The organism is Klebsiella sp. KTE92 (genome assembly GCF_000398905.1).
Taxonomy (GTDB): domain Bacteria; phylum Pseudomonadota; class Gammaproteobacteria; order Enterobacterales; family Enterobacteriaceae; genus Klebsiella; species Klebsiella variicola.
On record NZ_KB976100.1, the window covers coordinates 1155744 to 1175511 of the forward strand.

19 protein-coding genes, 1 tRNA gene and 1 pseudogene are annotated in these 19768 nt (G+C 54.1%); 15 read left to right on the plus strand and 6 right to left on the minus strand.

Going from position 1 to position 19768, the window contains the following annotated elements; translation table 11 throughout:
* Positions 1-867 (minus strand): bifunctional methylenetetrahydrofolate dehydrogenase/methenyltetrahydrofolate cyclohydrolase FolD, encoded by an 867-nt coding sequence (folD, locus tag A1WC_RS19635; protein WP_004143017.1) that lies wholly within the window; start codon positions 865-867, stop codon positions 1-3.
* A 339-nt stretch (positions 868-1206) separates the two neighbouring features.
* On the opposite strand from folD, the gene A1WC_RS19630 reads away from it, so the two are divergent.
* From A1WC_RS19630 to A1WC_RS19620, 4 genes are all read left to right on the plus strand, one after another.
* Positions 1207-1283: transfer RNA gene (locus tag A1WC_RS19630), tRNA-Arg, on the plus strand.
* Between the two features lie 286 nt (positions 1284-1569).
* Positions 1570-2682: a ShlB/FhaC/HecB family hemolysin secretion/activation protein gene (locus tag A1WC_RS28505; RefSeq protein WP_016160411.1), complete on the plus strand. Its 1113-nt coding sequence runs from the start codon at positions 1570-1572 to the stop codon at positions 2680-2682.
* On the plus strand, positions 2672-2917 hold the full coding sequence (locus A1WC_RS27410; RefSeq protein WP_100040860.1) for a hypothetical protein: 246 nt from the start codon (positions 2672-2674) through the stop codon (positions 2915-2917). Before A1WC_RS28505 ends, A1WC_RS27410 begins: the two co-directional genes overlap by 11 nt.
* A gap of 26 nt (positions 2918-2943) precedes the next feature.
* Positions 2944-3510, plus strand: coding sequence for a hypothetical protein (locus A1WC_RS19620; protein WP_016160412.1), 567 nt, complete (start codon positions 2944-2946; stop codon positions 3508-3510).
* A 284-nt stretch (positions 3511-3794) separates the two neighbouring features.
* Here A1WC_RS19620 and A1WC_RS19615 read toward each other — a convergent pair whose 3' ends face one another.
* Positions 3795-4334 carry a hypothetical protein gene (locus A1WC_RS19615; RefSeq protein WP_012968793.1) on the minus strand — a complete coding sequence of 180 codons (540 nt, stop codon included), beginning with the start codon at positions 4332-4334 and terminating at the stop codon, positions 3795-3797.
* A gap of 371 nt (positions 4335-4705) precedes the next feature.
* Between A1WC_RS19615 and uraH the strand changes: the two genes are divergently transcribed.
* Positions 4706-5107: a hydroxyisourate hydrolase gene (uraH, locus tag A1WC_RS19610; RefSeq protein WP_008805473.1), complete on the plus strand. Its 402-nt coding sequence runs from the start codon at positions 4706-4708 to the stop codon at positions 5105-5107.
* A 78-nt stretch (positions 5108-5185) separates the two neighbouring features.
* Here the strand turns inward: uraH and A1WC_RS19605 are convergent, their stop codons facing one another.
* Entirely contained in the window at positions 5186-5356 is a 171-nt protein-coding gene (locus A1WC_RS19605; protein WP_002892370.1) for a hypothetical protein, read from the minus strand.
* Positions 5357-5680: 324 nt separating this feature from the next.
* On the opposite strand from A1WC_RS19605, the pseudogene A1WC_RS27830 reads away from it, so the two are divergent.
* Positions 5681-5821 (plus strand): annotated as a pseudogene (locus A1WC_RS27830) (hypothetical protein).
* Positions 5822-5866: 45 nt separating this feature from the next.
* Positions 5867-7171 carry a citrate synthase gene (locus tag A1WC_RS19600; protein ID WP_012542569.1) on the plus strand — a complete coding sequence of 435 codons (1305 nt, stop codon included), beginning with the start codon at positions 5867-5869 and terminating at the stop codon, positions 7169-7171.
* Positions 7172-7222: 51 nt separating this feature from the next.
* On the opposite strand, the gene A1WC_RS19595 is transcribed toward A1WC_RS19600, so the two are convergent.
* Entirely contained in the window at positions 7223-7528 is a 306-nt protein-coding gene (locus A1WC_RS19595; protein ID WP_016160414.1) for a hypothetical protein, read from the minus strand.
* Positions 7506-8168 carry a hypothetical protein gene (locus A1WC_RS19590; RefSeq protein ID WP_016160415.1) on the minus strand — a complete coding sequence of 221 codons (663 nt, stop codon included), beginning with the start codon at positions 8166-8168 and terminating at the stop codon, positions 7506-7508. Before A1WC_RS19590 ends, A1WC_RS19595 begins: the two co-directional genes overlap by 23 nt.
* Before the next feature lie 471 nt (positions 8169-8639).
* On the opposite strand from A1WC_RS19590, the gene A1WC_RS19585 reads away from it, so the two are divergent.
* The 4 genes from A1WC_RS19585 to A1WC_RS19570 are packed head-to-tail and all read left to right on the plus strand — an operon-like array spanning position 8640 to position 13427.
* A complete protein-coding gene (locus tag A1WC_RS19585) occupies positions 8640-9200 on the plus strand; it encodes a fimbrial protein (RefSeq protein ID WP_012542568.1) in 561 nt (186 codons plus the stop codon).
* 58 nt (positions 9201-9258) lie between these two features.
* Positions 9259-9954 (plus strand): molecular chaperone, encoded by a 696-nt coding sequence (locus A1WC_RS19580; RefSeq protein ID WP_008805478.1) that lies wholly within the window; start codon positions 9259-9261, stop codon positions 9952-9954.
* 10 nt (positions 9955-9964) lie between these two features.
* Entirely contained in the window at positions 9965-12400 is a 2436-nt protein-coding gene (locus A1WC_RS19575) for a fimbria/pilus outer membrane usher protein (protein WP_016160416.1), read from the plus strand.
* Position 12401: 1 nt separating this feature from the next.
* Positions 12402-13427: a fimbrial protein gene (locus A1WC_RS19570; RefSeq protein ID WP_008805480.1), complete on the plus strand. Its 1026-nt coding sequence runs from the start codon at positions 12402-12404 to the stop codon at positions 13425-13427.
* A 22-nt stretch (positions 13428-13449) separates the two neighbouring features.
* On the opposite strand, the gene A1WC_RS19565 is transcribed toward A1WC_RS19570, so the two are convergent.
* Complete coding sequence (locus A1WC_RS19565; protein ID WP_016160417.1) at positions 13450-14316, minus strand: GNAT family N-acetyltransferase; 867 nt, start codon at positions 14314-14316, stop codon at positions 13450-13452.
* 510 nt (positions 14317-14826) lie between these two features.
* Here A1WC_RS19565 and A1WC_RS19560 point away from each other — a divergent pair.
* From A1WC_RS19560 to cadB, 4 genes are all read left to right on the plus strand, one after another.
* Positions 14827-15747 (plus strand): Kdo(2)-lipid IV(A) acyltransferase, encoded by a 921-nt coding sequence (locus tag A1WC_RS19560; protein WP_008805482.1) that lies wholly within the window; start codon positions 14827-14829, stop codon positions 15745-15747.
* A 100-nt stretch (positions 15748-15847) separates the two neighbouring features.
* Entirely contained in the window at positions 15848-16120 is a 273-nt protein-coding gene (locus A1WC_RS19555; protein WP_002892402.1) for a DUF1471 domain-containing protein, read from the plus strand.
* Between the two features lie 293 nt (positions 16121-16413).
* A complete protein-coding gene (gene cadC, locus A1WC_RS19550) occupies positions 16414-17994 on the plus strand; it encodes a lysine decarboxylation/transport transcriptional activator CadC (RefSeq protein ID WP_016160418.1) in 1581 nt (526 codons plus the stop codon).
* Positions 17995-18359: 365 nt separating this feature from the next.
* A complete protein-coding gene (gene cadB, locus A1WC_RS19545) occupies positions 18360-19694 on the plus strand; it encodes a cadaverine/lysine antiporter (RefSeq protein ID WP_008805484.1) in 1335 nt (444 codons plus the stop codon).
* Positions 19695-19768 lie beyond the last annotated feature (74 nt).

Below are 19768 nucleotides of genomic sequence, written 5' to 3' on the forward strand. Positions count from 1 at the left end.
TCAGGCCTCCTCAACGTCGTGATACTCTTCGCACGCCTGCAGCGTGTTCTGAATCAGGGTGGCGACGGTCATCGGGCCAACGCCGCCGGGAACCGGGGTGATGTAGGACGCGCGTTCGGCGGCATCTTCATACACCACGTCGCCGACCACTTTGCCGCTTTCCAGACGGTTAATGCCGACATCGACCACAATCGCCCCTTCTTTAATCCACTCGCCAGGAATAAAGCCCGGTTTACCTACTGCAACGATCAGCAGGTCGGCGTTTTCGACGTGATGGCGCAGGTTTTTGGTAAAGCGGTGGGTCACGGTGGTGGTGCAGCCGGCCAGCAGCAGCTCCATGCTCATCGGGCGACCGACGATATTGGACGCGCCAATGACCACCGCATTGAGGCCGTAGGTGTCGATATTGTAGCGTTCCAGCAAGGTCACGATACCGCGCGGAGTGCACGGACGCAGGCGCGGCGCCCGCTGGCACAGGCGGCCAACGTTGTAGGGATGGAAGCCGTCGACGTCTTTATCCGGCGCGATGCGCTCGAGTACTTTGACGTTGTCGATCCCTGCGGGGAGGGGCAGCTGAACCAGAATACCGTCGATGGTCTTATCGGCATTCAGGGTGTCGATAAGCTCCAGCAGCTCGGCTTCGCTGGTGGTTTCCGGGAGATCGTAAGAGCGGGAGACGAAGCCCACTTCTTCACATGCTTTGCGCTTGCTGCCGACATAAATCTGCGAGGCCGGGTTGCTACCGACCAGCACGACGGCCAGCCCAGGGGCGCGTTTTCCGGCCGCAACGCGAGCCTTCACTTTTTCCGCAACCTCAGAGCGTACCTGCTGCGCAATCGTTTTACCGTCAATAATTTTTGCTGCCATCAGAGAGAGGATTCCATCTGTATCTTTACGAAAGGGGGATGAGGATATTTTGTCAGAAGCGGGCCTCGCTGTCAGTCCTCGTTTGCTGTTTTATCCTGTCTGCGGTGAATTTAGCCTGTTTTGACCCTGTTAAGTCCAGGGTCATTGGTGTGTTGCGCCTGGCCACTAAGTGAATTTTCGCGCGCATGAGCCCCGGTGGTATGCTTCTTGTACAGTTGCTGAGGGATATTTCGCCAGCATCGTATAAGCCCCGCAGTTTCCTGGCAAAATGGATTGACTCAACGGACGTGGACCGTATAATTCCAGGCGTTTCACTCCGCGAAGCACTCGCTTCTCAGGGCGCCCTTAGCTCAGCTGGATAGAGCAACGGCCTTCTAAGCCGTAGGTCACAGGTTCGAATCCTGTAGGGCGTGCCATTCAATATCAGCTTCTTATCCTCTTGCTGCTTTTTCGTACCGGACACCATTTTCCCTATCCTGTAACCTGGCTGTGCTATTGCGGTTGAAAAACATATTTCAACTACGCGTTAATACATTCGTTATTTTCCCCTGCCGTCTATTTTGCTGCGCAAAAGTCATTATCCTAAAAACGATCCTCATTCATTATTTCATGTTCACATACCGTAAGTTTCATGCTTAAATCCGCGCAACATATAATGGAATATGTTTTTGCACTGCACGTTAAGTAATAACGAGAACACGGATGAAATCTCTGTATTTGGCTCTGGGACTAATGACGCTGAGTCTGACCACCCACGCCGCTTTTTTATCGCCAACCGATCGCGACAGCGTTGAGCAACAGCAGCAACAATTACTGCGTCAGAACCAGCAGCAACGTGAATCGCTGGAGCGCGCCACGCCAAGCCTTCACGCGGCGATGCCTGCGCAGGCTGAAGCCTCTGATGGCCCCTGTTTTTCTATCCATCGCATCGCGTTAGATGGCGCGACGCTTATTGATCCGCGTCAGCAGCAAAAAATAGTCCGGCCCTGGCTTGGGCAATGCATGGATATTGCGCGTATTACTAAACTCGTAAATATTATTTCCGACTGGTATATCAGTCGGGGATATATTACCAGCCGCGCTTTTCTGACCGAGCAGGATTTACGTTCCGGGGTATTACATCTGACTATTCTTGAAGGAAAGCTCGAAAAAATCACCATGGAAGGGGCGGCTAAACGTGAGTTAACAATGGCGTTTCCAGGGCTGGAAGGCCATATTCTTAACCTGCGTGATATCGAACAGGGGATGGAGCAGATTAACCGCACGCGCGCGACGCCTGTGCAAATTGAAATCCAGCCGGGCGAAAAACCTGGCGGCTCCATCGTTAACCTGACGGCGACAGCGGAGCGCCCACTTTTGTTGTCGATGAGCGTCGACAACAGCGGCCAGAAGAGTACAGGTAACTCTGTTGTTGCTGGCTGGATAAACGTTGCAAGCATAGGGAATGGCTTATGGGGAACAGTGGGCTGGAATGCAGCCGGTGGCGCGCTAACCAATCAGATCAACGGTGACAATCCTTTAACAGGAGCAATTACTAATGGTCTGGGTTCTGCTGGCGGTTACTGGGGAGGCAAACTAATCTCTTCAGGCACAAATGCGGCTGGTAAATGGCTAACCGGCGGCTGGGATCCTAAGTTTAATCCTGACCTGCTGAAATATACCGAAATTAAAGGTCAACTGGGGATCTCTAAGGAGATGTTGCCTGGTAAGCTTCCAGGCAATATGGGTAATATTGGAGCTTCAGTAATATCAGAGGGAGGCGGTAAAGGAGCTGAGCAGGTAATAAAAAAAATAGGAGATAAAAATGAAAAATGATCTCCGAGTTAGATGTGTTCAGTCTCTATTTCTCTTAGCTGCTACGATTTTATTCATGATCGCATTATCTGTATGCGGAAAGATTTTTTTTTCGTTGTTACTGTGGCTGCTTGGCGATGGTTTTAATACAACTTGGCAAGATGTTTTGCACGGAGCAAAATTAGGACTTTATGGTGGAAGCATTGGAGGCATTGGACTCGCATTATTCCGCCTTTTTAAAGTAAAGGGATTTTAATCTATGTCGAAAAGATCCCAGCCTTTGTGGTTGGGATTGTTATTGAGACTAACTCGCTGAGTCTGCCAAAAGGGATGACGGAAACCGGACAGGCAGCCACATCCTGGGTGAAGTATGCGCAGGACAACAATCTTTCGCCGGAGCAGGTACAGGCCGGGTTAAAGGATATCGTACGCGGCGACTTGCCGGAAAGCGCGGATATTATCAAAACCATCCTGAGTAATAACCCGGGCTCGGATACGGTAATGGCGTTGCTGACAGCGGAAGAGGCGAAGGATTACGCGCTGGCTCTGCTGACGTCAATCCCGGCAGAAAAAGCGTTATCGTTAGTGGGTAAAGCAGCCGGTATTATTGATAACACAATACTGATTAGAGCAGCGGAGAAGATCTCGACGGCTAAGCCGGGTAAACAATTTACAGCGCCGAGGGATTTGAATGAGCAAACGTTCTGGAAACAGGTTGAATCAAATCCTTCACAAGGCAATAAGTTGCGGGATATGAATAATGATCCCAGATTTCCTGCTTCTGCTGGATTTCAGAAAATGGAGGCGACGCATTATCTGCCTGGTGATAACCAGCCTGCGGTGCAATGACCACTACGACAACACGCAGAACAGCCTCAGTGGTGGCCTGGGCTACACCTTCGGCGCCGGGTCGTGGTCAGGGGAGCCTAATTGTCAGCCGCGACAAAATGACCAGTGATAACCAGAAGCAGGACGTAGCTGGCCTAAGCCGTGATGCGGAACACACCAGCGGCAGTTTAAGCCCAGTCTCCGACAAGGAGAAAGCGTAGCGGCGCCTGATATAAATCCAGGTGATCGGTGATTTTGCCGCTATCCCATTCTTTCAACATCTACAAACTGAGCGCTGATATACCTTACGTATTTGAAGGTATCGGATACTTCAGCTCGATCTGCGGCGCATCGCTTAGCCGCCGGCCAGATTTTGCCATCAGGTATCCGGCGATTTCTTCAGGCGTCAAATCGACATGAAGCATGTCTTTATCCTGAAACCATTCATCTGGCCAGTAGATAAGGTCGGATGGATTGGCATCAAAGTTTTTCTCCAGCACTCCCAGCGCGTAGCTTTGTTCAGATTCCTTACCTTCGGCCTGACACACAAACTGGATGATCTGAATCAGCTCATCCCAGGTTAAATCCGCCACATATTTTTCTTGATTAAATGCCATCCGGGTGAAGTCTTTTGCACTGGTCCATGAAGAGAAGTCCCGGAAATCAGAGAATGCATATGGGTTAATGACCTGACTATTCCAGCTATCTATCAACATTTTCAATCCGGCATCTTCTTCCTTGGCCCCATTATCAATTTGCGACAGTATCTCTTCGGCCATGTCCGCTAGCTGTTGCAGTTTCTGGCGGTTTACTTTGGCTGGTTGCAGACGATCGGGTAATGGCATCGGGTTAGTCCTTGTAAAATTGAGCGTATTAGTGACAAGCTATGAGCCCATCCTGGTCAAACATTTATCCAAAGTCTATATACAATCAATCCCTCTTCTGACAACGATCGGCTCACGGTATAAGCATCAGCGACAGGTCCCGGACGTTCGTTACCCGCCGTCCGGAAAAGGTCTGCTTTTCAAGATGAAAAGATCATATCTGTTAGCCGACTTTCCCTGTGCAGAAGGCCGTTTATGGCCTGTTTCAGCGCACATCCAGTTGCGCCTTTCCCCGCCGAATAACCGCAATCTGATAACAAAAAGTTTAATTTTTTTCCCCGCCGCGCTGACTATAGTTAGGGCACTTTCACTTGCCCAATAAGGTCACGATTATGAAATTAGTTATCGCCTCCGTAATTTCTCTGCTCAGCTTCAGCGCGCTGGCGGCGCCAGAGGGGACGCTCAGCGTACACATTCTTAATCAGCAAACCGGGCTCCCTTCACCGGGGGTGCAGATTGAGCTGGATAAACAGCAGGGGGAGAGCTGGCAGCATATCGCCACCGGTAAAACGGATGCCGATGGGCGGATTAAATCGCTCTATCCGCAGGCGGAGAATATGGAGCCGGGGGTTTATAAAGTGACGTTTAAAACCGGTGACTATTTTAAAAGCCAAAACATGAATACGTTCTTCCCGGTGGTTCCGGTTATTTTCAATGTTACAAAGCAAAATCAAAAACTGCATATCCCGCTGCTGCTCAGTCAGTACGGATACTCTACCTACCGCGGCAGCTGATGACGCAAGCTGCTATCCAGCCAACGCCTGCGCCTCTTCCGCAGGCGTCACGCTTTCCTCGCACCACGATGTCCACGCCTAACGCTCGGTCTCTTTCTCTTTAAAGTGTTTAACAGCTTCGTCGTACATCGCCAGCAGGCCGGAAATTTCGCCTTCATATTGCGGCACGCGCTGGGCGCGAACGAGCTCAATCAGCAGCGCATAGGCTGCTTCTTCCGGGGCCGCATGTGGATTGATCAGTCCAGACATATCACCTCCTTAACAGTGGGCTTTTAGCCTACCCCTCGGCGGGAAAACGCAACAGCCTGATATGCAACCAGTACTTCTTATATGGCTCTTGTGAAACCTCAGAGGCGAAGACCTCGGCGGAAATCAATTGAAGGAGGGGTTATCCAGACCACTGGCGTGGCGGTTAGCGGTGCATCTACACCGGCAGCAGGCTCATCATCAGCCAGGCGATGGTAATGCAGATGAGGGTCATCGACAGCACAAAATTCATGGTAGCTCTTCTTCATCCTTTCTTTACTCAGCGTAAATTTTGACAGCGATGATCGCCTTTATCCTTGGCGATTTGTGCCGCTATCCGGCGGTGGGCTGGGGAAAGACGGCCTGTTTCCCCGTGAAGGCCAGTAAAATATCCTCTTTGTCAGGGTTATAGTGATGACATCAATGAATAAGCGGCATCACATTGGTTATGTTGGTCTTTCCGCCTGAAGAATGACTTCAGGTCGCTGATAAGCTTGCTGGGGGACTAACAGGATGAGCACTACACCGTTAACGCTTTCTTTTGCCGGGCAACAACCGCCCATCGCCCTGCCGCAGGTGCCGGGAACGCGGGGGCCGGTGGGAGTCGACATGCGCGGGCTAAATCAGTCCGGATTCTGCAGCTATGACCCCGGCTTCGCCAATACCGCCGGATGCCAGTCGGCGATCTCGTGGATCGATACAGAAAACAGCGTGCTGCTGCACCGCGGCTATCCGGTAGATCAGCTGGCTCGCCAGTGCGATTTTCTCGAAGTGGCCTACATCATGCTGAACGGTGACGCGCCGGATGAGGCCAGCTATCAAACCTTTCGCGAGACCATCACCCGCCATACTCTGGTCCACGAGCAGATAGCCCGCATGTGCAGCGGCTTTCGTCGCGATTCGCACCCGATGGCGCTGATGTGCGCCCTGGTGGGGGCGCTGGCGGCGTTCTATCATGATGTCCTGGATGTGGAAAATCCGCAGCACCGGGCGCTGGCCGCCACCCGGCTGCTGTCGAAAATGCCCACTATCGCCGCCATGAGCTACAAGTACACCATTGAACAACCCGCCGCGTATCCGCGCAACGATCTCTCCTATGCCGGAAATTTCCTGCAGATGCTGTTTGCTATCCCGGCGGAGAAATATGTTCTGAATCCGGTCATCGAGCAGGCGATGAACCAGATCCTGGTGCTCCATGCCGATCACGGGCAGTGCGCCTCGACCACCACGGTGCGTGCGGCGGGCTCCTCCGGGGCGAATTTATTCGCCTGCGTCGCCGCCGGGCTGGCGTCGCTGTGGGGGCCAATGCACGGTGGCGCCAATGAATCGAGCATGCGAATGCTGGAGGAGATTGAAAGCGTCGATCAGGTTCCGGCGTTTCTGCGCCAGGCGAAGCGCGATCCGCAGGCATTTCGCCGGCTGGGTTTTGGCAACTCGCGCTACCGTCACCGCGATCCGCGCGCCGGGATCCTGCGTGAAACCAGCCATCGGGTACTGGCGGAGGTAGGCATGTCCGACCGTTTGCTGCAGGTGGCGATGGCCCTTGAGGACGTGGCGCTGACCGACCCCTATTTTGTGGACAATGGCCTGTCGCCGAGCGTGGATTTCTATACCGCGGTGATCCTCAAGGCGATGAATCTGCCTTCGTCGATGTTTGCGGTGGTCACCGCGGTCGGTCGGACGGTCGGTTGGGTGGCGCACTGGAACGAGATGCACCAGGCGCCGCTGACCATCTACCGGCCACGGCAGATTTACGTTGGCGAGGGCTATCGGGATTACGTCTCCCGACGCGGCGAGCAGTCTGTTGACCCAAGGTAATGCGTACGGGCAGGAGGCGCGCGGCGTCTTCCTGCCCAGGCGGGGTGCTACTTAGAGATGCCGGGAGAGCAGATAGTGCTCGACGGCGGTATATTCGGTTAACCGGGTATACAGCGCCAACAGGGCGCTGAGAAAAGCGCCTACCTCACAGGTTTGCGGCCCGGGCGTGGCGAGTAATGGCTGTAGCGTAGCTTTCAGTTGATCAAGGTCAGACTTCAGCACATACGGTATATGCAGGGTGCTGAGGATGGCTTCAGTCTGCTGGAAATCGTGACGAGATGGCAACGCCTCGTCTGCGCTTAGCCAGCTCAGGATAATCAACATGAGGCGATTTTTAGCGTAGAGATACGATTTCATGGCCTGTCTCCTGTCGGTAGTGGCGCAACACCATCCCCTGAACTTTGTTCATCAGTTCCACGTTATTTTTCACCGCCAGCTTGCTAAGGACGCGTGAACGGTAGTAGTAGACCCGTTTGATCGTGAGCTGCATGGTGCTGGCCATGTGACACAACGGCATTCCCCCCATCAACAGGCTGATTAAAAAAGTTTCCTTACGGGTCAGGTTATAGCTGTCAGGTATGGCGATATAGAGCTTGTCGGCGGGGGGCGACGTCCAGCGCGGAGCGCGGGCAAGGGCCGTACTGAGCCCGGCAAAACTGGTGATGAACTCTGCGCCAAGCACAATGGCGAGGCTGCTTTCGAGCTCGCTCAACGGGTAGCCTGATTTGGCAAAAATAAAGATCCGGATCAGGGGATTAAACGATTTTAAACTGAGCGCGACCTGCAGTACTTCGATGCTGACGCTGCTGTAATCAATAAGGATGGTGCTTAACCGGGCTCCGGCATCGGTCGCAAAAAAAGTATAGAACATCTCACTCTGTCCGCTAAACGGGTAACAGAGCATTTCTTTAATATCCAGAGGCTTGCTGTTTGGTTCATTAATATACGCCTTCAGCGCAATATTAAAATATTCTGAATCCGCAATGCAGATCAACATAATGACCTCCTGGCATAAATACGCTGTGCATGCTGTCCTGCCTGATTCGACAATTTACTGTAGAGAATACCCGTCTGAAATAACATACTCCCTGCGCTTTCAATCGAGGGAGGAGAACGTGGGAGGAGGTGGTTAATAATGAGGATGAGATATTTAGATCGCATTTTGCGAATGTTGTATGGAAAACAAAAAATAAAAATTATCATTTATTTACAATGAGTTATGTTTTTAATGTGGGTTTCTTTTATTTCTTTTTCAGAATGGAGTTAAGACTTTTCTATAAAAAGTAGAAATGGTCCTGGTGGCGAATTTGAATAATAAACAATGAAGTGAGTAGGATGTCAGTGCAGGGAAGGGGTTAAAAGATAACAGGTTAATCCAATGGACTGAACATTAATAAATTGTACGTATAAAGTACGCCAGGGGTATTTCCTGAACGATTCTCCATAAGCGTGGTGATGAGGAGTGAATATGAAAAAATACAGCAGAGGAATGGCATCTTTCGTGGTGATGATGATGCTTTCTCCGGTAGCGGCACAGGCTGCTGATGGCAAAGTCACCTTTAATGGTGAAGTCATCGAAAATACTTGTACGGTAGTGAATAAAGACAAGACGGTGACCCTGCCGACGGTCCAGCGTTCAGCGCTCAGCAGCGCGGGTGAGACGGCGGGCGTGGTTCCCTTCACTATCGATCTGACGAGCTGCACCCCAGGGGCTGATGTCTCGGTGTACTTCGAGAAAGATCAATACGTTTCCACGGAGGGCCGACTAAAAAATACCCTGTCTGACGGCACGGAAGCAGAAAACGTCGATGTGGAACTGCTGAACACCCGGTTTACGCCGATTAACCTCGCGGAGAGCCCGGCGGTCGCTGCAGACGGCACCATTGCTCGCCCGGACGTGATCCCGGTGGCGGTGGCTGAGCAGGATGGTTCCGCCTCGCTGCCTTTCTATGCCCGCTACTATGCGACCGACGCCGCTACGGCTGGAAAAGTCGCTACCTACGTCAACTTTACGGTGGTCTATCCGTAAACCCTGTCCACGGCCCCGCTCAGGGGCCGTTTATCCACCCGGCAAGGAGGAGGTGAATATGCGGCGTATGGTTCTGGCATGGCTGCTGTCCTGCATTTTACCCTCGGCGGACGCCAGCATGGTTATTGACGGCACACGGATTATTTTTCCCGGCGACAAAAAAGAGATCGCCGTCCGGGCCACCAATATGGGGGAGACCCCCTCTCTGACGCAGGTCTGGGTCGACGATGGCCGCGTGCAAAATCAACCGGAAAAAGATTCGGCGCCGTTTATTGTGCTGCCGCCGATTGTGCGTATCGAGCCGGGAAAGGGCCAGAGTTGGCGCCTGGTGTTCAACGGCAGCCGTCTGCCGCAGGATCGGGAGTCGCTGTTCTGGTTTAATCTGCTGGACATCCCGCCTGAGCCGAAAAACGGCACGGCAATCAATTACCTCCAGCTCGCGATACGGTCGCGTATCAAGCTGTTTTACCGTCCGGCAGGCGTGGCGGCGGAAAAAATGGCGCCGGAGAATGCCCTGCGCTGGGCGCTGGCTCCCACGGGCAATGGGCTGCGGGTGAGCAATGCCTCATCGCGCTATATCACCATCGACAGCATCACCCTTAACGGACAAAAACAGTCCGCTGGCATGGTCGCCCCTTTTTCCTCGCTGGAGATCGCGCTTAAAGGGGTCGCGCTGCGTACGCTGCCGGAGAAATTCAGCTTCACCACCATCAATGATTACGGCGCGGTAGTGAATCATAATTATCCTCAGTAAGGACATTATTATGAAACTCAGGGAGATCAAGTTTGGGTTGATGCTGCTCCTTCCCTGGCAGGAGGCATGGGCGGCAGAGGCGTTTAGTTTTAACCGCGCCCATTTGCACGGCGCCGCGCAGGTTGATCTCCAGAAATATCAATACGGTAATCCGCTGCACGCCGGACAGTATCGCAGCACGCTCTCGGTGAATGGCCGGGACCTGGCGGAAGAAACGTTTGTTATCCAGGAACACGATGGCCAGCTTGAGCCCTGCATCTCGCCCTCGCTGTTCGACGCCCTGCAGCTGAAGGATGCCCAGTGGCCGGCGGCGGCCACCTGCCTGCGCTTTTCGCAGATCAATAAGGCGATCGGCTGGGAGTATGACAGCGGGGAAAACGTCCTGCGGGTGAATATGCCCCAGGCGCTACTGCAACCCCATTATCGGGGGGCGGTGAACCTGAAGAAGGTGGATAGCGGCGTGCCCGCCGCAGTGCTGCGCTATCAGGCCAACAGCTATCAGAGCATCGTCGACGGGGATAGCAGCAGCCATCATTATCTCGGGCTGGATGCCAGCCTGCGCGCCTTTGGCTGGCGTTTACATCACCAGTCCAGCTACCAGGCGCAGGAGGTGAATACACACTGGGATAGCATTGCCACCTGGGCTGAGAGAAGTGTAGTGAACTGGGCGTCCACGTTACGGCTGGGTCAGGGATGGACCGACGGAACCTTCTTTGACAGCGTCAGTTTTATCGGCGGCAGGCTGGCTACCGATGTGCGCATGCTGCCGGGCTCCCGCCGCGGCTTTGCGCCGTCGGTTAGCGGCGTGGCGCGCACCAATGCCCGCGTGACGGTCACCCAGAACGGCGCCCTGTTGTACGAGGCCACGGTTCCGCCGGGCAAATTCACCTTTGACGATCTCTATCCCACCAACGCCGGCGGCGATTTACAGGTAACGATCCATGAGGCGGACGGCAGTCAGGAGACCTTTACCGTGCCGTACGCCGCGCTGCCTGGCCTGGTGCGGGCAGGCGCGGTCTACTATGACCTGTCGCTGGGCTATCTGGATGAGGACGGGATCGCCGGGCGGCCGGGATTTGGCGAAGCCACGGCGCAGTACGGCTTCAATGACTATGTCAGCGGCTATTCCGGCGCCAACGCGACGACGGATTATTACTCGACGCTGGTCGGCAGCGCCTTCAATACCTACTGGGGGGCGCTGGCGGTCGATCTTTCCCGTTCTGCGGCGAAGGGCAGGGAACGCGGCTGGCAGGAGGGGTATCGCTGGCGGGTATCCGCATCAAAATCCTTCGCGTCCGATACGCGGATGCTGGTCTCGATGAGCCACAGCAACGACGGCAACTATCGTTCCATTCGCGACGCCGTCCGGGAGCACGACCGTTACCCCAACGACTGGCGGGAGATGACCCGCTACAGCGCGACGTTGTCTCAGCAGGCCGGCAGCGGCAGCCTGTCGTTTAACGGAATCTGGAGCGAGGATGTCCACCACCACCGCTGGCGCTCCTATCAGTTGGGGTACGCCAACCGCTATGGCCAGCTCAATTACTACCTGTACGCCCAGCAGAGTCAGGATATTCATCACCGCAATAATCAGGTGGTGGGCGTCTCCTTTTCGCTGCCGTTCGGGCAGGCGGGCAGCCTGACTACCCGCTTTAACCATGATAAGAACTACGGCAGCCAGCTGCAGTCCAGCTATACCGGCAGCGCTGGCGAGAAAAATGCCTTTAGCTATGGCCTGACCGCCAGCTACGACATGCCGCGGGAGAACCCGCACGAGGCCAGCGTTGGGGGCAACGGTAGCCTGCGTACGGATTATGCGTACCTGAATGCCAGCGCCAGCGCCGGTCGCCACCAGCAGCAGTACTCGCTGGGGGCATCGGGCGCCCTGGTGGCGCATCAGGGCGGAATGACCGCCACCCCCGAACTGGGGGAAACTTTCGCCATTGTGGAAGCGCCCGGCGCGGCGGGCGCTCGGGTGGCAAACCGCCTCGGACAGCCAATAAACCGCCAGGGTTTTACGATCATCCCTTACCTCGATCCCTTTACCGATAACTGGCTGGATCTCGATCCGCAGGGTCTGAACGACCATGTGGAGATTGTCTCCAGCAGCACGACGGTGGTGCCCGATTCGGGCGCGGCGGTGAAGGTCAAATTTGTCACGCGTACCGGCTATCCCTGGTTTGCCCATGTCACGCTGCCGGATGGCGCGGCGCCCCCGCTGGGCGCGGAGGTGTTTGACGACAGCGGTCGGGCGGTTGGCGCCGTCGGTCAGGGCGGGCTGCTGTATGCCCGGGTGCCGCAGGCCGACGGCAGCGTCTCGGTAGTATGGGGCGAACGCAGCGGGCAACACTGCCGGTTGGCCTATGCCATCCGCGGCGACGCGGCGCAACAGGTTAGCCGCGGTACGCCGCATCAGGTCTGCCGGCCGGGAATAAAGGAGAAGTAATATGAAAAAAATCATCGCATCAGGGGTACCGCTTCTGCTGGCCGGCGGATACTGCGCCTCGCTGTCGGCAGCGTGCCAGATGGTCAGTGGCAAAACTATCGAGTATTCAGTGAACGTCAGCCAGGCCAGTATCAACCTTGACGTCAGCAATCGTCCCATCGGCTCCCTGCTATACAGCTACGGAGGGATGATTATCACTAATAACGAACGCTGGGAGATCGCCTGCAGCGGCAGCGAGCCCGGCGGGTTTCAGAGCATCGGCGGCTCACGGGTCGGCCCGGCGGGAGACGGCAAGCCCGGGGATATCTACAGCATCGACCGCCTGCCGGGCATTGGTTACAGCTTCCAGATGGGGGAACAGGATGGCATTAATTTCGATCCCCTGTTCACGGCCTGGCCCTCAGCGCCGGTATTTTCCGGCCAGCGCGCATTTCAGGCGGAAAATAAAAAACCGACCATCTATTTCTGGCGGATTGCCGATAACGGCGGTCTACCGCCGCCGGGCGAGTATTGCCTTAACGATTACCTTGGCGATATTTATCTTGGCGGAGTACAGGCGATGCGCTTTAGCGTCAGTGGGCTCTGTATTCAGGTCAAATCACCCACCTGCAAGATTACTGACGACAGTAAAAACATTAACGTCTTCCTCGGGCGGCATAACAAAACCGCGTTTACCGGGCTCAACAGCACCACCGCCCCGGTTCCTTTTAACATCAACCTGACGAACTGTGAAAATGTCGGCAGCGTGTTTATGCAGTTTAACGCGACGGTGGACAGCGCTGTCGCCGCCAACGAGGTGATTAAAATCGATGACCAACCTGAAGGCGCATCCGGACTTGGCGTGCAAATCCTCAGCGCCGGCGGCGCGCTGGTGCCGCTAAACCAGGTGAGCCAGGTCTGGTCCGGGAATAAAGGCAGTCAGACGAACTATCGTTTATCCTATCAGGCCCGCTATATCCAGACGCAGCCCGCAGTGACTGCGGGCGAGGCGAACGCCAGCGCGACCTTCGTGGTGACTTATAACTGATCGGCCTGACGGCGTGGCGTCGTCAGGCATGCGCCAGTAAAGGAAACATCAACTTCCTGTCTTTAAACAGGTTTTCCTTCTGGTCATAGACGAAGAGGATATCTTCTCCCTCTATTTTCTCATACTCGCCGAGCCGGTCTTCATTAGGGGTAAAACCGAGGATGGCCTGGTAAACATGGTCATCGGCCAGTTCGTTGACCAGCGTCGACAGGCTCTTACCCTCCTTGCAGAAGAGGTCAAAGCAGATCAGCACCGGACCGTTTTGCATGGCGATGACCACTGCCTCATTTTTTGCCGAGTAATAAACAAAATGCTTCATAAAGGCTGAGCAGTAAAACATCAGCAGGCCAAAGTTATGCTCCACCCGCAGCGGTGAGAACGGGTTGGATTTTTCATAGTAATGGCGGAGCAGGGCGACATCGTCAGCGCTGTCCATATCCAGTTTACGAAAATCACCGGCTCGCGGGGAAACCGGCATAATATATTGATGCTCTTCGCTGCGGGTGAAGCCAAATTTGGGGTAAAAATCCACCGTGGTGGGATTGGCGAATAAAAAGAAGGCGTCCGCCTCCTGCTGCCAGTCCTGCAGGATGTGATGGATAAGCTGGCCGGCTAATCCCTTATTACGGTGGTCCGGTTCGGTCATCACGGTGCCAATCTGAATATAACGCCGGGGCTCGCCCTGCCAGCGCAGGTCGATGATATTGGCCGAGGCGTTAGCGATAACTTTATTGCGTTCGACAAAGGCGTAGGGGATATAGGCGTCGGTCCAGTAACCTTGCTGATACCACTCTTCAAAAGACAGATCAAAAGTCTTAACGGCAAGGTCAATGAAGCTTTTTCTTAATGGGCTATTTTCTCTGACTTGCTTCACTAATTGATAATTCATTGTCATAGTTCCTTCTCACTATGGCTTCTGAAAGCGGCGACGTCGGCAAAGGCACTTGCGTCGAATGAGCGCTGTAAACGTAGCATATCTGGGAAAAGGATCCGCAATGTCGATGCTTAACCTTTGCCCCAGTCACAAATAACCGCATGCTGGCCATATCAGACCGGGCTGAACGGCCTGTTTGCGTTTGCTATCGCCATAATAGAGCGTGAGTAAACGAGGCACTGGTCGAGAGGCTGAGGCAAATGTACTGGCGATTTTATCGACAATCGGCCGCGCCGTAGAGGTTAGGTTTATTTATTTATGCATTAAACAGGAAATTTTACGCGATCTGCCTAATAATAGAGTAGCCGTCATCGCAAGGGCTGAAATTACTCAAGGAGCGACGTATAATAACGCCCTTTGTGTCTGAGTATTACCGCACGAATTGGAAAAATATAACATGCAGGATCCGCTACTTTATTTCGCGGTTTTTGCTCAGCTATTATTGAGTGAATTAACAGGATTACTATGTCAAATTTACCCAAATTTTCCCGCGCGCTTTTGCACCCGCGTTACTGGCTGTTGTGGCTGGGAATTGGCTTTTTGTGGCTGCTGGTGCAATTACCGTATCCGGTGATCTACCGTCTGGGAACGGCGCTTGGGCGGCTGGCAATGCGGGTGATGAAAAGCCGCGCGCGGATTGCCAGACGTAATCTCGAACTCTGCTTTCCCGAGATGAGCGCCGCCGACCGCGAGGCGCTGCTGGTGAAAAACTTTGAATCGCTGGGCATGGGGCTGATGGAGACCGGCATGGCCTGGTTCTGGCCGACGCACCGGGTGGCGCGCTGGACCGAGACCAGCGGCGTTAACGAGGTGGTGGAGCTTCTGGAACAAAAGCAGGGCATCTTACTGATCGGTATTCATTTTCTGACCCTCGAAATGGGGGCGCGAATGTATGGCATGTTTACCCCGGGCATTGGCGTCTACCGGCCCAATGATAACCCGCTGATTGACTGGCTGCAGACCTGGGGACGCTTGCGTTCGAACAAGACCATGCTGGATCGAAAAAATCTGAAAGGGATGGTCAGGGCGCTGAAAGAGGGGGAGATCCTCTGGTACGCGCCAGATCACGATTACGGCCCGGCCAGCAGCGTTTTTGCCCCGCTGTTTGCCGTCGAGCAGGCGGCGACCACCACCGGCACCTGGATGCTGGCGAAAATGTCCGGGGCGACGATTGTGCCGTTTGTTCCGCGGCGCAAGCCCAACGGCATGGGGTATGAATTGATCTCTCTGACGCCAGAGCGCACGCCGCCGCTGGCGAGCGCCGAGGTCACGGCGGCCTGGATGAATCAGATTATCGAACAGTGCATCCTGATGGCGCCCGAGCAATATATGTGGCTGCACCGGCGTTTTAAGACTCGCCCGGAAGGGGTACCGCCGCGTTACTGAACGCTTCGGCCGAAAAATAAGCGCATCGGTAGCACGCTCAGTAAATCGCCGTCTATACTGAAAGAGCCTGACTGAAGGCTAATTCCAAGGAGATTGCAGGATGAAAAAAGTGATAGTCGCGTTAGCCCTTTCCGCCGTTGCATTTGGCGCGTCCGCCGCACAGTTGATCACCAAAGAAGAAGTGAAACACTTCAAACTGACCAAGGTTGGACCGATCTCGGTAGGGCCGTCCGGTGGCGAGTTCTCTTCACCTTCCGATCTGCACGATCAGCTCTCTAAGCTGGCCGATGAGAAAGGCGGAAAATATTACGTGATTACCGCCGCGCGCGAGCATGGTCCAAACTTCGAAGCCACAGCGGAAGTGTATAAATAACCTTTTTAAAAGCGTGCCGTAGCGGCGCGCGACGCATTGAGCCTGGAGCGCGTTAAGCCTCCGGGCTCATTTTTTTTCTGCCATCGGAATTGCCTTAGGCAATTGCGGCAGCGGAAATGCGTTTTTATCGCTATATATAAATTTCATGATCACGATGTTAATGAATTATTGCTTTTTATTGTTGATAAAAAGCCAATTCTGACCTAATGCCTGAGGGAGTGACCCCTGGCAAAAATAGGTAGGACAAATGTGTTATCATCGCGCCTTTCCCTTTTTGTCTGGGGCTTTCTTGTATGCTACAACCTGTTGTTCGCGTCGGTGAATGGCTGGTAACCCCCTCTGTAAACCAAATCAGCAGGAAGGGGCGCCAGCTTACCCTTGAACCGCGTTTAATCGATCTTCTGGTCTTTTTTGCCCGCCATCCGGGGGAAGTGCTTAGCCGGGACGAGCTTATCGAAAACGTCTGGACCCGGAACGTTGTGACCAGCCACGTCGTCACGCAGAGTATTTCCGAACTGCGCAAGTCGCTCAAAGACGGCGACGACGTTAGCCTTGAGTACATCGCGACGGTACCCAAACGGGGGTATAAGCTCACGGTGCCGGTGATCTGGTGCACCGAGGAGGGGGAGGAACTCGCCCCGCAGGTGGAGGCGCTGGCGCCTTCGTCGTCGACCGCTATTCCCGTGCCACCGGCTGCCGGTGGGCCGCCAGAAGCCCCCGACTCCTCCGCCGATCTTACCGCGCCGGTGACAGCGCCAGCGGCGGCTCCCGCTGTCGCCAGCGCGCCATCGGCCCGCAAACGCCTCACCACCGCCCTGGTGTGGGGGCTGTTCCTGTTGGCGCTGGGCACCTGTGTGGCGCTGGTGGCGCTGTCGAGCATGGAGTCGCGGCCGCCGGTCAACAAGGCGCGCCTGCTGCTCAATCCGCGCGATATCGATATCCACCTGGTCAATGGTAACTCCTGCACCAACTGGTCGTCGCAGCACTCCTACGCGGTCGGCCTGGCCAGCCTGATCACCACCTCGCTGAACACCTTCTCGACCTTTATGGTGCATGACAAAACGGACTACAACATCAATGAGCCGAGCAGCTCCGGGAAAACGCTGACCATTGAGTTCGTCAATCAGCGCCACTATCGGGCGCAGCAGTGCTTTATGTCGGTCCAGCTGGTGGATAACGCCGACAGCTCGACGATGCTGGATAAACGCTACTTTGTGACCAACGACAACCAGCTGACCATTCAGAACGATCTGATGAACAGCCTGTCGGATGCCCTGACGCAACCGTGGCCGGCGCGGATGCAGGCGATGCTCAGGCAATATCAGCCCTCGCAGAGCGTGGCGTTAACCTATTTCTACCAGTCGCATCAGCTGTTAATGAAGGGCGATGTTGATTCATTAAGTAAAGCCAGTAGCCTGCTGGATGATGTGATTAAGCGGGCGCCGGATTTTATTTACGCCTATGCCGAAAAAACGCTGGTGGATGTATTACGCCATTCGCAGCAGCCGCTGGACGATAAACAGCTAGCTGCCCTCTACAGTGAAGTTGAGCGGGTAGGGGAGATGCCGGGTATTAAAGACATGGCGATTTATTATCAAATAAAAGCGGTAGATTCGTTGGGTAAGGGTAAAGTCGACGAAGCGAATACCGCGATTAACAGTGCGATTGATTTAGAGATGTCGTGGCTGAATTATGTGCTGTTAGGCAAAGTCTATGAGATGAAAGGAGAGAACCGACTGGCTGCCGATTCTTACATCACCGCGTTTAATTTACGGCCCGGCGGGGATACCCTGTACTGGATTGAAAACGGTGTTTTCCAGACATCAGTTAATCGGGTGGTACCGTATCTCGACAATTTCCTCTCTTCAGAATAAGTAAACCCTCATCATGCGCAAGGTTTTGGGCATGGTGAGGTTAAATTTATGTTTCTCATGAAGCCTCTGGTTGTTATTTGTATTTAGCATTCAGGAGGCTTTCAATAACACTTCAGTAACACTCACATCCCACTCTAACTCCATGTAACTAAACGATTTTTATCTTTTTCTGACACCCTGTTGTCATGTTTATATGTTAAGCGAAAAAGGTCAAAATATCATTTGTCTGATGTTTGTTGTTATTTCACTTTATCTTTAGGACTTATCTCGTACAAATCAGTAATCTTGTTGGCAGTTGGTCGGGTCAATTAATGGTTCTGTATCATGATCTGTACCTCCCAAATAAACTTAGGAGAAAAACAACCATGAGTTCTGCCAAGAAGATCGGGCTATTTGCCTGTACCGGTGTCGTCGCCGGTAATATGATGGGGAGCGGTATTGCATTATTACCTGCGAACCTGGCCAGCATCGGTGGTATTGCCATTTGGGGCTGGGTAATTTCAATTATTGGTGCGATGTCTCTGGCTTATGTTTATGCCCGACTGGCCACTAAGAACCCGCAACAGGGTGGTCCAATTGCCTACGCCGGGGAAATATCTCCCGCATTCGGTTTCCAGACCGGTGTGCTTTATTATCATGCAAACTGGATTGGTAACCTGGCCATCGGGATTACCGCAGTTTCTTATCTCTCTACGTTCTTCCCAATTTTAAATAACCCGGTGCCAGCAGGTATTGCCTGTATTGCCATCGTGTGGATCTTTACTTTCGTTAATATGCTCGGCGGGACCTGGGTCAGCCGTCTGACCACTATTGGTCTGGTACTGGTGCTTATTCCAGTGGTCATGACCGCGGTTGTCGGCTGGCACTGGTTTGATGTCGCCACCTATCAGGCGAACTGGAACACCTCCAGCACCACCGATAGCCACGCGGTCATTAAAAGTATCCTGCTCTGCCTGTGGGCCTTCGTTGGCGTCGAATCCGCCGCCGTGAGTACCGGGATGGTAAAAAACCCGAAACGTACCGTCCCGCTGGCTACCATGCTGGGTACTGCGATGGCCGGTATCGTCTATATCGCCGCGACTCAGGTTATCGCCGGTATGTATCCTGCTTCTCAGATGGCCGCGTCCGGTGCGCCGTTCGCGATTAGCGCCTCTACCATTCTCGGCGGCTGGGCTGCTCCGATGGTTTCCGCTTTCACTGCCTTCGCTTGCCTGACTTCTCTGGGCTCGTGGATGATGCTGGTTGGCCAGGCCGGTGTACGTGCCGCCAACGACGGTAACTTCCCGAAAGTGTATGGCGAAGTCGATAGCAACGGTATCCCGAAAAAAGGCCTGCTGCTGGCGGCGGTGAAAATGACCGCGCTGATGGTGCTGATCACCCTGATGAACTCCGCCGGTGGTAAAGCTTCTGACCTGTTCGGCGAACTGACCGGTATCGCGGTACTGCTGACCATGCTGCCTTACTTCTACTCCTGTGTTGACCTGATTCGTTTCGAAGGCATCAACATTCGTAACTTCGTTAGCCTGATTTGTTCGGTACTGGGTTGCGTGTTCTGCTTCATCGCGCTGATGGGCGCAAGCTCCTTCGAACTGGCCGGCACCTTTATCGTTAGCCTGATTATCCTGATGTTCTACGGTCGCAAAATGCACCAGCGCCAGAACAACGCAACGGATAACAACAGCCCCGCTAACGCGCACTAATCAGTAACCCTTTTTCCTGAGGCTCCTTCCATCACCTGTCACATCGAGACGGGAGGGGCTTTCTACATCTGGAG

Bases quoted from the DNA above. Each gene is read 5' to 3' on its own strand.
- folD (WP_004143017.1), bottom strand. From the start codon at position 867: ATGGCAGCAAAAATTATTGACGGTAAAACGATTGCGCAGCAGGTACGC.
- A1WC_RS28505 (WP_016160411.1), top strand. From the start codon at position 1,570: ATGAAATCTCTGTATTTGGCTCTGGGACTAATGACGCTGAGTCTGACC.
- A1WC_RS27410 (WP_100040860.1), top strand. From the start codon at position 2,672: ATGAAAAATGATCTCCGAGTTAGATGTGTTCAGTCTCTATTTCTCTTA.
- A1WC_RS19615 (WP_012968793.1), bottom strand. From the start codon at position 4,334: ATGCCATTACCCGATCGTCTGCAACCAGCCAAAGTAAACCGCCAGAAA.
- uraH (WP_008805473.1), top strand. From the start codon at position 4,706: ATGAAATTAGTTATCGCCTCCGTAATTTCTCTGCTCAGCTTCAGCGCG.
- A1WC_RS19605 (WP_002892370.1), bottom strand. From the start codon at position 5,356: ATGTCTGGACTGATCAATCCACATGCGGCCCCGGAAGAAGCAGCCTAT.
- A1WC_RS19600 (WP_012542569.1), top strand. From the start codon at position 5,867: ATGAGCACTACACCGTTAACGCTTTCTTTTGCCGGGCAACAACCGCCC.
- A1WC_RS19595 (WP_016160414.1), bottom strand. From the start codon at position 7,528: ATGAAATCGTATCTCTACGCTAAAAATCGCCTCATGTTGATTATCCTG.
- A1WC_RS19590 (WP_016160415.1), bottom strand. From the start codon at position 8,168: ATGTTGATCTGCATTGCGGATTCAGAATATTTTAATATTGCGCTGAAG.
- A1WC_RS19585 (WP_012542568.1), top strand. From the start codon at position 8,640: ATGAAAAAATACAGCAGAGGAATGGCATCTTTCGTGGTGATGATGATG.
- A1WC_RS19580 (WP_008805478.1), top strand. From the start codon at position 9,259: ATGCGGCGTATGGTTCTGGCATGGCTGCTGTCCTGCATTTTACCCTCG.
- A1WC_RS19575 (WP_016160416.1), top strand. From the start codon at position 9,965: ATGAAACTCAGGGAGATCAAGTTTGGGTTGATGCTGCTCCTTCCCTGG.
- A1WC_RS19570 (WP_008805480.1), top strand. From the start codon at position 12,402: ATGAAAAAAATCATCGCATCAGGGGTACCGCTTCTGCTGGCCGGCGGA.
- A1WC_RS19565 (WP_016160417.1), bottom strand. From the start codon at position 14,316: ATGAATTATCAATTAGTGAAGCAAGTCAGAGAAAATAGCCCATTAAGA.
- A1WC_RS19560 (WP_008805482.1), top strand. From the start codon at position 14,827: ATGTCAAATTTACCCAAATTTTCCCGCGCGCTTTTGCACCCGCGTTAC.
- A1WC_RS19555 (WP_002892402.1), top strand. From the start codon at position 15,848: ATGAAAAAAGTGATAGTCGCGTTAGCCCTTTCCGCCGTTGCATTTGGC.
- cadC (WP_016160418.1), top strand. From the start codon at position 16,414: ATGCTACAACCTGTTGTTCGCGTCGGTGAATGGCTGGTAACCCCCTCT.
- cadB (WP_008805484.1), top strand. From the start codon at position 18,360: ATGAGTTCTGCCAAGAAGATCGGGCTATTTGCCTGTACCGGTGTCGTC.